Below are 14,629 nucleotides of genomic sequence, written 5' to 3'. Positions count from 1 at the left end.
ACAAATCAACGAATGACTTAACACGCCTCAAACTGGACGTCACATTCACCATTTAATAAGTTTAGACGGACTTTTCGGTAGCCAAACTCACCGACATCGGCCTCTTTTATGTTAACTCCGTACTGCAGCAGCGCTTGAAACGCCGCGGTCGCATTCTTTTGTCCCACCGGCCGCAACTGCTCGGCACCTAGAACGCTCCGCATGCGTTCGGCCGCTGTCAATTGACCACCACCAAAAATACGCCCGTCAAACTGGCTTAATGATAAGTTACGCTCCTCGGCTAACTTGGCAAACAACGCCATGGCTTTATCGCAATAACGAGCCGGTGCATTATCGGGTTCAGTGGTTGGTTGCGTCGGCAGCACGAAATGACACATACCACCGTATCCCGATTGCGGGTGCCACAATACAATCGCGACACAAGAGCCAAGCAGGGTCGAAATTTTTCGCGGTCCACGCCCAAAAACGAGTTCACCACTATGAATAACTTCTTGCTTTATGTTCATAGCCTACATCCTCACTTAACAGACATTCAATACGGCCTGCGGCAACTGTGTTAGCGGCAACTCATTCATCACCGCCCCTAACTCATTCGCTGCTTTAGGCATTCCGTATACAACGCTCGTCGCCTCGTCCTGCCCAAACGTCGTGGCGCCAGCTTGGCGCATGGCGAGTAATCCTGATGCCCCATCATTACCCATTCCTGTCAAAATAACCCCCACCCCATTAGCACCCAAATATTGAGCAGCCGAGCGAAACAACACATCGACCGAGGGACGGTGTCGAGATACCAAGGGTCCTTGCTTTACGTCCACATGGTAGCGGGCTCCACTCCGTGCAACCATCATGTGGAAGTTACCCGGAGCAATAAGTGCGTGGCCTCGGAGCAACGAGTCGCCATGCTCAGCCTCTTTTACCGCAATACCGCAGACCTGATTCATGCGCTGTGCGAAGCTCCGCGTGAAGTTCTCCGGCATGTGTTGAACGATCACAATCGCGGGGCAATCTAATGGCATCGCCTCTAAAAATCGCTTAATAGCCTCGGTGCCACCCGTAGAAGCCCCCACCACAATGACTTTTTCCGTGGTACGTGCCATCGCGGCGCTACGAGGTTTAAATGTTGCACGTATGGCAGGGGCGGCAAACTGGCGCTTCAATTTTCTTAAATCGGCATGTGCTGCTGCCCTAACCGCATCAATAAATCTAACTGCGCCATCACGTAAAAACTGCTGTGTGTTGAGTGCTGGCTTTTGTATGATCTCAACCGCACCGTACTCCAACGCGCGCATATGAGTTTCATTGTTATCGCCCACAAGCGTTGAACATATCACCACCGGAATCGGACGCTGTGCCATTATCTTACGTAGAAACGTCAGACCATCCATTTTCGGCATTTCGACATCTAAAATAATGACATCCGGTACGCAGCGTCTTATGATCTCGACCGCGGCAAACGGTTCTGTCGCGGCACCAACGATTTCAATATCCGAGTGCTCAGATAAAATCTCCACCAACGTGCGTCGCACGAGTGCAGAGTCATCAACGATAAGTACTTTGATTATTGAACTCATTAGATCACTCGCTTATAAGCACTTGGGCTGAGTTGCTCAAACTGATTACGTTCAGCAGAAATACCTTCTGATAGGCCAAGAAAAAACACGCCTCCCATCACTAATTGCTGACGAAACAAATTGAGTAGCCGTGCACGCTGCGCGGCATCAAAGTAAATCATCACATTTCGACAAAAAATCACATCAAAGGCTTTAAACTGACTAAAATCCCCAGTAATAAAGTTAAACGAGCTAAAGGTAATCCGTTGCTGAAGTGTCTCTGACATTTTTATCAATGACTTGCTTGGGTCACGGCTGCGCAACAAGTATCGCTTGCGTAAGCTTTCTGACACCGGCTCAATACGTGCACTCGGGTAAATACCACGCTGTGCAGTCGCCAGACACTGCGCAGAGATATCCGTAGCAACAATTTCGAAATCCACGCTGCTATGGTTACGACAAAACTCTTCCATCACCATGGCAATGGTATACGGCTCCTCCCCCGAAGAGCATCCGGCACTCCAAATTCTAAGTGGTCTGCCCTTTTGAATCAGACGCGGTAACTCATCCGTGAGTACCTTAAAATGCGCTGGCTCCCGAAAGAAATCAGTTTTATTGGTGGTGAGTGCATCAATCATCGTTAGCACCTCAGCGTTACTGCCCCGCTGAGTCACATAATCGATGTATTCACCTAAGCTACCAAAGTCGCTCTGTGATTGGAGTTTTCTCAGCCGAGCTTCGATCAAACTCTTTTTATGCGCAGGCAGTTGAATACCTACCTGAGCGTCAATAAAGCGGGCTAACTTTTCATGCGTTGCGGTAGTGAGCTTATCAGCTGCTGACTTCGCTAGATTCATCCATGTCCACTCCCATAAGCTCCATCGCCTGTGTAACCGAACTAATTTCATCCCCTGAAAAAACACGTGCAAGATCGAGTAAGATAATAAAATCATCTTCGTGTCGAGCAATCGCCTCGATATAGTCGGTATTAATTTGATTACCGAGTCGCGGCGGTTGATTGAGACACGCGACATCGATTTCTATCACCTCACACACGCGGTCGGCGAGCAATCCGACCGCAACCTGATCATCGCCTATCGTAATATCAACAATAATGATGCAACTATTAATGGTGAGCGGGTTTTGAGTCAGCCCGAATAAAGCACGCAAATCAACCACAGGTACAACTTGACCCCGTAAGTTGGTAACACCGATTAAGAACTGGGGGGTGCGCGGTACCGCCGTCACACGGCGGTACTCCAACACCTCTTGGATATGACTTATCGCCAAACCAAAGTGCTCATCGTGTAAAATAAACGAGAGAATCTGTTTTGTTGCAGACATTGCATCTCTCCTTAGTAACGCACGAACTCAGTATCATCGCTCAAGTCGATAGCAAAGCCAGGGGCTTGTTGAGCGTGCGACTCAGGCTTTGCTTGAACCCGACGCGTTTGCATCGCCTTTTTGGCATGACTTGATGACGTGCGGGTGCCAGAGTTTGCGCCTTGTGAGCGCTCATCAACGGTAAAGAACTCCATCGCTGTATTCATTTGCTCCGCTTGCGCTGAGAGTTCCTCTGCCGTCGCTGCTAGCTCCTCTGCGGCAGCAGCCGACTGTTGCACGACTTCATCGAGTTGTTGTAAGGCTTTGTTAATCTCGCTAGCGCCTTTGTCCTGCTCAAGTGCTGACGCGCTGATATCTTGAATCAGATCCGACGTCCGAGTGATATTGGGTACTAAAGCGGATAGCATTTCGCCGGCTCGTTCTGAGATCGCTAAGCTATTACGTGACTCTTCCACAATTTCACCCGCGGCGATCTGACTGCGCTCTGCCAGTTTTCTGACTTCGGCTGCGACAACAGTAAAGCCTTTACCATGCTCACCAGCTCGTGCCGCTTCAATAGCGGCGTTAAGCGCTAACAAATTGGTTTGCCGTGCTATTTCTTCAATAATGCCAATTTTTTCAGCAATATTTTGCATCGCAGTGACAGACTGCTTAACCGCGTCACCCGTTTTTTGAGCATCAAGTGCTGCCTGACGCGCAATTTGTTCCGTTTGCTTAGCATTATCAGCACTGTGCCCAATGTTGGCAGTCATTTGCTCCATCGATGAAGAAATTTCCTCGAGTGATGCCGCTTGTTCGGTTGCGCCTTGTGCCACCTGCTGGCTCGTACTGGATAGCTGAATCGAGCCAGACGAAACATTACCTGCCGACTCTTTTACTTCGCCAACAATACCGCGCAAACGTTGGTTCATATTGCGTAACACACCATATATATCCGCATCCCCCGCCGCGCTAGAAAACGTTTGGTTCAAATTACCGCTGCCAATAACCTGCGCGATTCGACTGACCTCATTGACGCGCACGATCACAATAATGGCTGCGAATATGCCCAAACTGATGGCTGTAATCACCGAAGTAAGCAGAACTGCTCGCGTTTGTTGATAATCTGCGTCGGTCTGAGCAACCGCTTGGCTCATTTTCCCGTTACTGCGCTCGACTAATTGCGCCAACTGGGCCTGAGCTTCGTTTAGTAGTTGAGCGCCTTCACCGGTTAACATATCAAATGCACGATTGTTGCCGTTCTCTTGACTCGCTGCTGCCAACAGTTCGAGTTGCTCTGCCAACACGCCGAGCTGCTCGTTGTATTGCGTGACTGAAGTTGACGCTGGTAACTCGCGCATTAAATCGCTGATACGTTGTAGGTTTTCATTAATTCGCTCTTGTAACGCCCGCATGGTGGACTGCTGTTGCGCTAGAATCACTTCTTTTTGTAACGCCTGAATATCACCTAACGCCACCAACATTAACCGCTGCTGTTCTAGATTCAGATCAAGCGTACCGATGTTGCGTTTAAAAAACGCCATAAGCGGTTCGATTTGCTCGTTAGAAATGGCTCTCGCACGGACATTAGAGTTCAATAACGATAACGATATGACTTGTTCAACCACCTCGCGATACCGTGCAATGCTCTGCTCAGTCAAGCTAAATTGATTCAGCTCTTCAGTTGATAGCAAGGGTTTAATGCTTGCCGCACGTTCCTGCATACTATCCGCTTTAGTCGCGATATCGCTTTTAAGCTGCTGCATGGCATATAAATCGCGTTCCAAGATGAAACTTTTAGCAAGACTCGAAAGCTCTTGCATATCGCGTTCTAGGCGAGCCGATTTACGCGCTTGCTCGGCAGGTCCGTTCACAAGACGAGTCATCGAGCTGTTAATATTGTCCGTTGCTCGAAGCCCTTGAAAGCTGGTCAATATGAGCGAGGCGATCAACACGAAGAACGCCGCGATCACCATGGTTTTAAGGTTAATTCGTTTTAACATAGTATACCTACTGGGTTATGCCTCGAATTGCATCGGACGTGCGTCTTCTGCGAGTTGGTTAACATCTAAAATCATTGCGACTCCACCGTCACCAGTAATGGTCGCCCCCATCACCCCAGGCGTCATTTGGTAAAGTGGACCTAAGTTTTTAATAACCGTTTGGTACTGTCCGACAACCTCATCAACGGTAATGCCAAAAGGTTTATCGTCAGTCTTGATAACAATAGTTTGCTCATATTTTGGACGTGCGCCCGCAATCGCAAACGTGTCTCTGAGCCGTAAGCACGGTGTTAAGCGCTCACGATACTCCACTAATCGTGCACCATCTTGCCCTGAATCTTGGGTAGAGGAAGTCTCTATGCACTCCTCGACAGCAACCAAAGGAATGACAAACTGGCTGTCTGAAACCTTCACCATCAAGCCTTCGATGATTGCTAAGGTCATTGGCAAAAGAATACGGATGGTCGTTCCTTGACCACTCTCGCTATGTACCGAGAGGCGTCCTTGTAAACTTTCAATTGACCGTTTCACAACATCCATACCGACACCACGCCCTGAAACGTCAGAGACCGTCGCAGCGGTAGAGAACCCTGGCTCAAATATCAAGCCATAAATTTGTTCATTAGTAAGCTCATTGCCCTCACTTAAAAGGCCATTCGCACGTGCCTTTTCAAGCACTCGTTGAGTATTGATGCCTGCACCGTCATCGCTCACTTCAAGCAAAATTTGGCCATTTAAGTGGCTCGCTTTCAGCTTTATTGTGCCCGCTTCTGGTTTACCTGCAGATAGCCGCTGCTGCGGTGTTTCAAGTCCGTGATCAAGACTATTTCGGATCAAGTGAATTAAAGGGTCACTCAACTTATCGAGTACCACTTTATCCAACTCGGTCTCCTCACCTTCGGTGATAAACTCAACCTGCTTACCTAAACTCTTTGATAAGTCGCGCACCAAGCGCTGAAACCGACCAAAAATTGAACCTATCGGCAGCATGCGAATATCAAAGGCGTTATCGCGTAACTCTAAACTCAACCGTGTAAGCTCTTCTGAAACCTCCGTTAGGTGTTCATCATGAGACTGACTCGCCAGTTGCTCTAGTCGAGCCTTCACGATCACTAATTCACCAACTAACGACATTAAATAGTCGAGCTTAGTTGAAGGCACGCGGATCAGTTGATCTTCAACTTTTTTAGTTTTACGGGTGCTGCTTGATTGCGGTAACTCGCTCTGTCCAGCTGACGGTGCTGCCACTTCACTCGCGCTTTCAGGAGCAGCCGCCGATATGTCGATTTGCCAGTCATCAGCTACAAAAATAAACGCATCCCGTATCGCTGCCTCAGTCGTTTCCGCGCTCAGCACACAAACAAATTGCAAATAACAGGATTCAGCATCAAAGCCGTGCTCCGGCGCTGTTAAGGTTCGAGTAACAGACAAGTGCCCTAAGCTCGCTAACTCGCGCAACACCGGTACACAATCAAAGCCATCTCGAAAGCTAGACTCACTGGGTTTAATACCGATATGCCACAGTCGCGCAGTCGGATGCTCAGTATCGCTATCGTCACACGCATGGGAGTGACTACTATCCCCCACTAACCGATTAAGCTCTGCTAACAACTTATCGCTGTGCTGCCGGATATCCGCGCTTGGCTGCGGATCGTCGAGTAAGTGGTTGATATGGTCGCTCGCCAGCAAAAGCACAGAAGCAAGCGACTCCGTAAATTTCACTGTCCCTTTGCGCGCTTTATCGAGTACCGACTCAAAATGATGGGAAAAGTCAGCTAAGTGCTGATAACCCATCATGCCCCCCGAACCCTTGATGGTGTGCATCGACCGAAACAGCGCGTCAAGCTCATCGCGTTGCGATGGATCACGCTCCAACTCAAGCAATGAACGCTCTATCTGTTGTAGGTGCTCTCGCGCCTCGAGCTGAAAGATGTCTTGACCAGCATCAGACATGAGTCGCATGCTCCATATTGGCGGGATAACCACCCAGTAGTTCAAAGGTACTATCCACCAAGGTGTTGTGACCGATTAGCTTCCACCGCTTTTGTAATCGAGCAGCTGTTTGTATCCAGTACAACAGCAGTTGTGCACCGCTGGTATCAAGTTCTTCGATAGTGCTCAAATCAACAGCACAATCAGCCACGAGTAGCTGGTGCTCTTCAAGCTCTGTTTGCACACGACGAACATCAAAAATGGTCAGTTGTAGAGGCGCGACCCAATGTTTCATAGACAACCCCTAAGCCAGCTTGCTCACGGCACTTAGCAATACATCAGGCTTGAAAGGCTTGACTAGCCAGGCTTTTACACCGGCCGCTTTGCCTGCTTGCTTCATGTCGTCGCCCGATTCAGTGGTTAGCATTAACACTGGGGTAAAACGGTAGGCATCTTTTTGCTTAAGCTGCTTTACAAAGCTCAAACCATCCATGATTGGCATATTGACGTCGGAGATAATCAAATGAAACCGACGACCATCAAGCGCCTCTAAAGCCTTCATACCATCTTCGGCTTCGACCACTTGATAGCCCGCATTTTTAAGCGATAGACCAACAACTTGACGAACTGAAGGAGAATCATCAACTACCAAAATTGATTTACTCATAACGACTCACTCCTAAAAAAATTCAACTTCATTAGATGATGGGTTACCTGCTGTAGCACGCACACCGAGTAACTCGCGCTCAATATCTGTTGTCGCGCGCTCAATACAGCGTTGACGGATATACCGAACATCCGGCACAGCACCGTCGACAAAACTATGTGACCGCCGTATCACGCCGATTAAATCGCGTTGCGTTAACATCAGATGATCAAGAATCTGACTCACACGGTCTTGAAATTGCAGGTGATAAGTCACGTCGGCGATAGCGTGATCAACTTGGCTCTGGGTCTGCAAAAGTACTTGCGTATCGTTTTCCATACTCGTCAAGCCGCCTTTCACATCCGCCAAAAGGCTATCGAGCTCGCTTTTTAACGCTTCACGACTGTCTCGCGCAGCGGCAAACTCGGCTTTAACCATCGAGCTGAGGTTATCAATCGTATCTGAGAACTGCGCGACCGACCGATCAATACTGTCCCCTACTTGCGCCGAACGGTTCGCTAACACGCGCACCTCATCAGCAACAACTGAGAAGCCGCGTCCCGCCTCGCCAGCTCTGGCAGCCTCGATAGCCGCATTGAGTGCCAGTAGGTTAATTTGTTCGGCAATCTTTGTTACTTCAGCAGATGAACTGGACAATGAACTGAGGCGGTTATCAATGCTCTCCAAAGCGCCTATCACCTGATGTTCATGCCGCGAGGCTTCCTCGAGCTTTTGCCAAAGGTCACTAAATGCAGTAGACAGCCCGCGTAGCACCTGAGTGATGCTGTTATGTCTTGCGTTGACCGACGATTCATCGATTGACTCGGAGACGTCTGATAACATCTGGTGCATCTGCGAGAAGTTGACACTCAACGAGTTACCCGACTTATCAATATCTGTTTGACAGGCTTCCAGCGTTTTAAGGATATAGCTCAGCGAATCGACCAAACCTGTCTCATAGGCTTTAAACTCATCTTCGTTAATTTGCGCCGCGCGCAGCGTTTGGTTTTCTTCACGCAATTCGCAAAGCGTTGAGACATGACTCTGCGCCGTCAAATGATCCAGCTCCATTAACCAGAATAGCGATACAAGCGCAACACCCGCTAATGCAAGCACCAGTGCTGAACTCAATGGCGCTTCGATCAGCAGCGCGCAAATACCTGCGCTGAGTACAAATAAAAAAAGAAAACGTCTAATTACCATAGCAATGCCCTGTCTTAGAAGCTTGGCAAATAGTACCCAGCGCAGCGCAGTTGTCCTACTCGTGAAAATACCTATTTTTAAAACTTTATCGAATGTTGCACAGGTGTTGTATACTTGCTAAAAAGGACGTTAACGCATAACCAATGGACGAAACTATGCAGCAGACCGTGTACGTCGTGGACGACGACGAGCTTATTCAAGAATCTCTCAGTCTGGCATTTGAACAACACGACTTTGCAGTCGCTTGCTTCTCTACCGCTCAAGATTTTTTATCACACTCACAACATCACGAACTGCCCGACCAAGCGGCTCTGGTATTAGATTTAAGCCTACCGGATATGCATGGGCTAGAAGTCCAAACTCAGTTAACTCAGCTCGGCGTGGCGATACCCATTATTATTTACTCAGGAACCGCGGATGTTCCCCATACCGTCAAAGCGCTGACTCAAGGTGCCTACACCTTGCTACAAAAGCCGGTATCAATAACGACGCTGGTTAAAACAGTACAAAAAGCGGTCGCCGAGTTTTCGACAGCACAGCGGCAACGTCAACGCGTCAAACAGGCACAAGAGCAGATCAATAAACTTTCAAAGCGTGAGTGTGATGTGGCTAGGCTTGCCGCTCAAGGGTTGTCAGCACAAAAAATAGCCGAAACATTGTTTATAAGTCCGCGTACTGCCGAGGCTCACAAATCAAATATTTTTAATAAACTTGGCATCAACTCCGTCGCTTCCTTGGCTCAGTACTTTGCGTTAGCAGACACCCACCACTAAAATTCGGTATTTTCACGAATATCCGAAAATCATTTTTACAGGTAATATAGAGGGGTTAACAAATGGAGTTTGCATGTTATGTCCCAGCCCCCTCGCCTCTTAGTCCTCGACGACCAGGCTTTCATTGGTCAAGCGATCAAGCATATTTTATCGGGCTGTGAATGCGAGTGTGAGTTCACCACTAAACCGTGTAAGTTTTTTGGTCTCATCGCCAGTGGACAGTTTACTCATTTGCTGATCGACCTGTTAATGCCTGATATGGCGAGCGAACAAGTCATCATGATGCTCACACGGATGCGCTGTAAGTTACCAATTATTATTATGAGCGGTGGCGATGCCTCTATTCTGCAAACGGCTGCCGTCAACGCCCAAGAACAAGGTTTACAGGTACTAGGAACACTGAGCAAGCCGTTTTCAAAAGAGGCATTGTTGGCGATCATTAAGCACAAATCTCGCCCCAATTTAGCGCCAACATTAAGTTCATCAAATACCCTGAGTTTTGATGCAGTGGATATTAAATTTGCTTTATCAGCACGGCAGTTTTATTGCGTATATCAACCTAAGATATGTCTTTTGACCGATAAAACGATCGGCTTTAAGAGCCTGCTACGATGGCAGCGTCCGGACAATGGCGTGCTGCATTCAGAGGACTTTCTTGCTATCGCCGAAACGCTCGCAGTCGTCGATTCGTTAACCTATTATGAAATCAACGAGTCACTCGCATGGTTGGCTAACCTGCAGTCTCGCATCGCCAACACGTCAATGACCATGGCTATTAGTATCTCCATTCATGTACTCGCCAAGGCTGAACTAGGTAACGTATTACACTCAACCTGCGTTCGACATAAACTTAAACCCGAACAAATTGTCATCGAGGCGCCGATAACTATCGCCAACCATGTATCGGCACTAGAACACCTGACCAGATTGCGTCAAAACGGGTTTCAAGTTGCTCTTGACCTACCGAAGGTGAGCGATGAGACGGAGCATCATCAGACCATACAGCAGTTAAAAGCACTCGGTTGCGAGTTGCTACAGGATTTTTACTACGCCAAGCCGATGCAGCCAGCGCAAGCCGAAGATTGGTTCAGTAAGAAGCTCGGTAGCGAATCAGCACGCCGCAGTGATATTTTCAGTGAGATCACCGAAAACCAAACCATTCAGTTTAACTATATTACCGCGTTTATTCATCAATTTATGGGCTTTGAAATCGCCCTAGTGTCGTTGCTCGAGCAGAATAGCGTATATATCAAAGCGCCTGTCGGGCTGGATCATCAGTGTGTCGCAGTGGAAAACAGCCTTTGCCTTCATGTGATGAACAATAATGCGGTGACCGTATTCGAGGACCTAACGCAACGCCCTGATGTCACCCAGAGTATGCTTTCCTCGATGCGTGATAAAGTTAAATTCTACGCGGGCTTTCCGTTCTGGGGCGACAATAGATTGTTTATTGGTTCGGTCTGCGTCATGGGCTCTGAGCCTTATCAACTCACTCAACGGGAGCTCAGCGTACTCGATAGCTTGGCACGATTAGTTGAGTTTGATGTAGCGCATAGAACACTATCCACAGCAGGACAGCCAGCACAGCTTGCGATCGCTGTTAAGCGACTTAACAAAATCATAGATATTGCCAAGCAACTGAGGCTTCATTTAACAATGATCCGCCTGACCTTCGCCACATCCGAGGCGAATCAGCTCAATAGTAAGGTACTTAACCAGCAAATACGACCGTGGGACATTATCACACCGCTATCGGAAACCACGTTACTGGTTACGCTTCAACATCGAGTCATGGCGCCAGAAATTAACGCCCTATGCGAACGTCTTTTCGCCCATACTGAACTAGCAGAAAAGCTGGAGCAGACCGAGTATGCAACCTTTAGCGGCATTGAGCTGACCAATATCCAAACCCAGTTAACAGCGTTAAAGCCGCACCCAATAAATGCCTCAACTCGCTAGTTGTTGATGCACCACTTGGCTCAATTGTTCTTGCGTGTACGGTTTTTGCAGCACATCTATTGCCTCAGGGTTATTGAAGTCATTGTAACCACTGGTCAATACAACTTTAAGGTGCGGATAAAATTGATCACAGTGGCGTTTTAAGTCAAACCCAGAAACACCGCCTGGCATCACGACATCTGAAAAGACTAAGTCAAACTGATTATCGGTCTGCAACAGCTGCAGCGCCTCTGCTCCAGTAGATGCGGTCGCAACGTCATAGCCATAGCGCAACAATGTTTTAGCCGTGGTCTCAAGTAACAGTTCTTCATCTTCAACAACGAGGATGCGTTTTCCGCGCAAGTCAACGCTTAGCAGCTGTTCATCAGGCTCGGTTGCCTGCAATAATTGATGTGTGTTCGCAGATAAGGGAAACGTCAAATGGACTCGTGTTCCGGCTCCCAACTCGCTCTTAATATCAAGAGACCCGCCAGATTGAGTAACAAAGCCGTACACCATACTTAAGCCGAGTCCAGTGCCTTTATCCGAACATTTGGTGGTATAAAATGGCTCGACAACCTTATTTATCTCGGTCTCATCGATGCCGTGACCGGTGTCAGAAACTGAAATAGATAAATATTCTACACAATGTGAGTTTGTCAGGATTGTGCTCGAAATCGTGAGCTCACCACCTTCGGACATCGCATCTCGACTATTAAAACATAAGTTCATCAGCGCTGACTGAAATTGTGCTGCATCAACGTATAGATAGGCCGTATCGTAATCAATGTCGACATTAACCAAAATACGCGCAGGCAGGGTACGCTCAAGTAACTCAACCGTTTCTTCTAACAACCCTCGCATTTCGATTATTTCTGGGTGCAGATCTTGTTTTCGGGCAAAGGCCAGCAGTTGTTGGTTAAGCCGCGCGCCTCGCTCTGAGGCCTTTATTATGAGCTGAGCTGTACGCTTTAAACGATCATCATCCGCGAGTTGCCAAGCTAGCAGCTCCGCATTATTCATTATCACCGTTAACAGATTATTAAAGTCGTGCGAAATACCGCCCGTTAATTGACCTAATGCCTCCATCTTTTGTGATACAAATAACTGCTGAGTCAGTTCTTTATGCTCGGTGATATCGGACGCCACGGCAGCCAAACGGCTTGCTTTACCATTCGGGTCATCTCTCTCAAGGTGAATCGGAAACACGCGATCACTGATCCACCGCACCGAGCCATCGGGACGAACAATTCGGTACTCCATGACGACAGGCTTGTATAAACTCTGCTCGCGTAACGCCGATACAGTGTCTTTATCATCAGGATGCACACTGTCAAACCAACTATTGGTATTTTTAACAACGTCAGCAACAGGACGCCCATACACACGCTCAAACGCAGGTGAGAGATAAATGAGCTTCTTTAGCTGCAAATCTTCCAACCAAAAGATCTCATTAATTCGCTCAGCGAGCTCCAAGAACCGACCTTCGCTTTGCCGCAGTTGTAATTCCACGCGATTACGTCGGTACTCTGAGCGCAGCATGGCAAGAATAATAAAGGACATGACCAAAATCGTACCGAGCAATGATACGAAAAACCAAAGCTGCTGGTTTTCACGGTCTTTTATCAGGTTGCGCATGAGTTGACGTTCGAGGAGATGAACTTGCGCTTGGAAGCTATACGCTTCGTCGTTTAGGTGGAGGGAGTCATCTTCATCATTCAGTTCTGACTGAAAGTCACGCAACAAGGCACGAAATTTATCTCTTAGGTCAATGTTGTTGAGCCGCTCGCTTACCGTGGTGAAGCTATAAAGCGCAGATTGAATACGATCGACATAATACGCTTGCCGAAGGGGATTAGAATCAGGCGTCATCGACAACCCAAGCAAACCGCTGCCAAAGTCATCTGCGGCTACATCAAGAAGCTCAAGCGTTTGAATGCGATAGGCCACTTCGCGTTCTTTATTGACGTGAAGCCCGACCAACAACAACACGAATATTGAGAAGCCGATAGCGACAATAATCAGCTGAGACGAAATCATTCGCTGCTGATGCTTATAAATTTTAGACATCCCGTCAATCGTTTCCATGGCGTTAAAACAACCTATTCAGCATCATAGCCCAATGGCTAGAATAAAAACAGGCTGTTTTATGCTCACTTAAACGCACATTGATCGCACTTTTCTATGTCGCGGTAAAGCTTTTGCGCTTCAATCATTGCGTGCTGAATCGTCATTTGCTTGCCCAACGAAACGACTCCGACCTTATCTTTGGTTTTAGCACAACCCTGCTGGTGCACCAACCGCATCACTTGTCCATTATCTAATTGGCCAATGCCCAAAACGTAATACCGCACTGCATATTCCTTTATCTAAAAGTATAAACATTCAATATTGATAAAGGATAAAAAAAATATCAGCCAAGCACTATACGTAAAAATACTTATAATGATGCATCCAGCGCCCGCGACGCCTTAATTAGATGAGTTATCACTGGTTGATCGCACCACATCTCTAAACGACAGTTTTAGCGGCTTTAACCGCGTTGTCACCCAAAGCCCGAGTAACCCCACGCAACCGAAGAAAAGAGTGAGTCCGACACCGGCGATTAATCCCGCGGGTAGTGACATTAGAAACCCACTGAATCCCCTATAGCGAGTACCAAAGAAATCAATATATCCAAACCCAAATAGCGAGAAAAATCCGACCAAAAGGAACAGCGAGAAGATGCCCACACCTACGCTGCGTAGGAGAAAGATAATCAATTGGCGTTTTGCCACTTTACCTGCAATAACAGTTACATCCCGACAATCATCGGTCATGAGAGCCCCAAAAAAATAAACATATAGTAGTGATTACATTACCAGCCGTCATAGTCAAATAGAAGTCTTAATAACACTTTATGAACATTTTGTGACGTTAATTGACACGTTAGTCATTTTTATAGCAGTTATTCATCATGTTTTGTTTAGTTTTTCTTTATAGTACATTTTCACAATCATTCAGAAGACTGACTCGATCATGCTAATTTTAAGTAGACGTGCTGGCGAAACCTTAATCATAAACGATAATGTAAAAATCACCGTTGTGAATGCCACAGACTCTCAAGTAAGCTTGGGTATTGAAGCCCCCAAAGAGGTCCGAGTTCACCGCGAAGAAGTCTATCAACGTATACAAGTTGAGAAAAACAACGAGCCATAACGGCTAGCGCGTAAAAAACGCGATCTATACATAATTATCTGCTATGTTGTTATTTGAATGTTA

At 47.4% G+C, this 14,629-nt stretch carries 15 protein-coding genes; 3 read left to right on the top strand and 12 right to left on the bottom strand.

Annotation, left to right across the window (positions count from 1 at the left end; genetic code table 11):
* Positions 1–17 precede the first annotated feature (17 nt).
* Genes DFP83_RS00305 through DFP83_RS00265 form a run of 9 tightly spaced genes read right to left on the bottom strand, consistent with a single transcriptional unit; the run spans position 18 to position 8,297 of the window.
* Positions 18–506, bottom strand: a complete 489-nt coding sequence (locus tag DFP83_RS00305; protein ID WP_110572040.1) for a chemotaxis protein CheD — start codon at positions 504–506, stop codon at positions 18–20.
* Between the two features lie 15 nt (positions 507–521).
* Positions 522–1,571, bottom strand: coding sequence for a protein-glutamate methylesterase/protein-glutamine glutaminase (locus DFP83_RS00300; RefSeq protein WP_110572038.1), 1,050 nt, complete (start codon positions 1,569–1,571; stop codon positions 522–524).
* Positions 1,571–2,407, bottom strand: a complete 837-nt coding sequence (locus DFP83_RS00295; RefSeq protein WP_181416339.1) for a CheR family methyltransferase — start codon at positions 2,405–2,407, stop codon at positions 1,571–1,573. Before DFP83_RS00295 ends, DFP83_RS00300 begins: the two co-directional genes overlap by 1 nt.
* Positions 2,382–2,894, bottom strand: a complete 513-nt coding sequence (locus DFP83_RS00290; protein WP_110572034.1) for a chemotaxis protein CheW — start codon at positions 2,892–2,894, stop codon at positions 2,382–2,384. Before DFP83_RS00290 ends, DFP83_RS00295 begins: the two co-directional genes overlap by 26 nt.
* Positions 2,895–2,905: 11 nt before the next feature.
* Positions 2,906–4,876, bottom strand: coding sequence for a HAMP domain-containing methyl-accepting chemotaxis protein (locus tag DFP83_RS13715; RefSeq protein ID WP_110572032.1), 1,971 nt, complete (start codon positions 4,874–4,876; stop codon positions 2,906–2,908).
* A gap of 15 nt (positions 4,877–4,891) precedes the next feature.
* Entirely contained in the window at positions 4,892–6,829 is a 1,938-nt protein-coding gene (locus tag DFP83_RS00280; protein ID WP_110572030.1) for a chemotaxis protein CheA, read from the bottom strand.
* Positions 6,822–7,103, bottom strand: a complete 282-nt coding sequence (locus DFP83_RS00275; protein ID WP_110572028.1) for an STAS domain-containing protein — start codon at positions 7,101–7,103, stop codon at positions 6,822–6,824. Before DFP83_RS00275 ends, DFP83_RS00280 begins: the two co-directional genes overlap by 8 nt.
* A 9-nt stretch (positions 7,104–7,112) precedes the next feature.
* Complete coding sequence (locus DFP83_RS00270) at positions 7,113–7,475, bottom strand: response regulator (RefSeq protein ID WP_110572026.1); 363 nt, start codon at positions 7,473–7,475, stop codon at positions 7,113–7,115.
* A 12-nt stretch (positions 7,476–7,487) separates the two neighbouring features.
* Positions 7,488–8,297: a methyl-accepting chemotaxis protein gene (locus DFP83_RS00265; RefSeq protein ID WP_476733793.1), complete on the bottom strand. Its 810-nt coding sequence runs from the start codon at positions 8,295–8,297 to the stop codon at positions 7,488–7,490.
* A 515-nt stretch (positions 8,298–8,812) separates the two neighbouring features.
* Between DFP83_RS00265 and DFP83_RS00260 the strand changes: the two genes are divergently transcribed.
* Together DFP83_RS00260 and DFP83_RS00255 are read left to right on the top strand one after the other, a co-directional pair.
* The gene (locus DFP83_RS00260) at positions 8,813–9,430 is read left to right on the top strand and encodes a response regulator transcription factor (protein WP_181416338.1); all 618 of its coding nucleotides are present in this window, start codon (positions 8,813–8,815) and stop codon (positions 9,428–9,430) included.
* Between the two features lie 78 nt (positions 9,431–9,508).
* Positions 9,509–11,389: an EAL domain-containing response regulator gene (locus DFP83_RS00255; RefSeq protein WP_110572019.1), complete on the top strand. Its 1,881-nt coding sequence runs from the start codon at positions 9,509–9,511 to the stop codon at positions 11,387–11,389.
* Here the strand turns inward: DFP83_RS00255 and DFP83_RS00250 are convergent.
* From DFP83_RS00250 to DFP83_RS00240, 3 genes are all read right to left on the bottom strand, one after another.
* Positions 11,378–13,438, bottom strand: coding sequence for an ATP-binding protein (locus DFP83_RS00250; RefSeq protein WP_181416337.1), 2,061 nt, complete (start codon positions 13,436–13,438; stop codon positions 11,378–11,380). The two genes, DFP83_RS00255 and DFP83_RS00250, sit on opposite strands and share 12 nt — an antisense overlap.
* An 83-nt stretch (positions 13,439–13,521) precedes the next feature.
* Positions 13,522–13,722, bottom strand: a complete 201-nt coding sequence (locus tag DFP83_RS00245) for a hypothetical protein (protein WP_110572015.1) — start codon at positions 13,720–13,722, stop codon at positions 13,522–13,524.
* A gap of 117 nt (positions 13,723–13,839) precedes the next feature.
* On the bottom strand, positions 13,840–14,187 hold the full coding sequence (locus DFP83_RS00240; protein ID WP_110572013.1) for a hypothetical protein: 348 nt from the start codon (positions 14,185–14,187) through the stop codon (positions 13,840–13,842).
* A gap of 199 nt (positions 14,188–14,386) precedes the next feature.
* On the opposite strand from DFP83_RS00240, the gene csrA reads away from it, so the two are divergent.
* Entirely contained in the window at positions 14,387–14,566 is a 180-nt protein-coding gene (gene csrA, locus DFP83_RS00235; protein WP_110572011.1) for a carbon storage regulator CsrA, read from the top strand.
* Positions 14,567–14,629: the final 63 nt, after the last annotated feature.

Source organism: Idiomarina fontislapidosi (assembly GCF_003226255.1).
Taxonomy (GTDB): Bacteria; Pseudomonadota; Gammaproteobacteria; order Enterobacterales; family Alteromonadaceae; genus Idiomarina; species Idiomarina fontislapidosi.
The sequence above is the reverse complement of the archived record's forward strand: the minus strand, read 5'-3'. Positions and strand labels throughout refer to the sequence as shown.

Excerpts from the sequence above, each read along its gene's own strand:
- DFP83_RS00305 (WP_110572040.1), bottom strand. The coding sequence starts at position 506 with ATGAACATAAAGCAAGAAGTTATTCATAGTGGTGAACTCGTTTTTGGG.
- DFP83_RS00300 (WP_110572038.1), bottom strand. The coding sequence starts at position 1,571 with ATGAGTTCAATAATCAAAGTACTTATCGTTGATGACTCTGCACTCGTG.
- DFP83_RS00295 (WP_181416339.1), bottom strand. The coding sequence starts at position 2,407 with ATGAATCTAGCGAAGTCAGCAGCTGATAAGCTCACTACCGCAACGCAT.
- DFP83_RS00290 (WP_110572034.1), bottom strand. The coding sequence starts at position 2,894 with ATGTCTGCAACAAAACAGATTCTCTCGTTTATTTTACACGATGAGCAC.
- DFP83_RS13715 (WP_110572032.1), bottom strand. The coding sequence starts at position 4,876 with ATGTTAAAACGAATTAACCTTAAAACCATGGTGATCGCGGCGTTCTTC.
- DFP83_RS00280 (WP_110572030.1), bottom strand. The coding sequence starts at position 6,829 with ATGTCTGATGCTGGTCAAGACATCTTTCAGCTCGAGGCGCGAGAGCAC.
- DFP83_RS00275 (WP_110572028.1), bottom strand. The coding sequence starts at position 7,103 with ATGAAACATTGGGTCGCGCCTCTACAACTGACCATTTTTGATGTTCGT.
- DFP83_RS00270 (WP_110572026.1), bottom strand. The coding sequence starts at position 7,475 with ATGAGTAAATCAATTTTGGTAGTTGATGATTCTCCTTCAGTTCGTCAA.
- DFP83_RS00265 (WP_476733793.1), bottom strand. The coding sequence starts at position 8,297 with ATGTTATCAGACGTCTCCGAGTCAATCGATGAATCGTCGGTCAACGCA.
- DFP83_RS00260 (WP_181416338.1), top strand. The coding sequence starts at position 8,813 with ATGCAGCAGACCGTGTACGTCGTGGACGACGACGAGCTTATTCAAGAA.
- DFP83_RS00255 (WP_110572019.1), top strand. The coding sequence starts at position 9,509 with ATGTCCCAGCCCCCTCGCCTCTTAGTCCTCGACGACCAGGCTTTCATT.
- DFP83_RS00250 (WP_181416337.1), bottom strand. The coding sequence starts at position 13,438 with ATGTCTAAAATTTATAAGCATCAGCAGCGAATGATTTCGTCTCAGCTG.
- DFP83_RS00240 (WP_110572013.1), bottom strand. The coding sequence starts at position 14,187 with ATGACCGATGATTGTCGGGATGTAACTGTTATTGCAGGTAAAGTGGCA.
- csrA (WP_110572011.1), top strand. The coding sequence starts at position 14,387 with ATGCTAATTTTAAGTAGACGTGCTGGCGAAACCTTAATCATAAACGAT.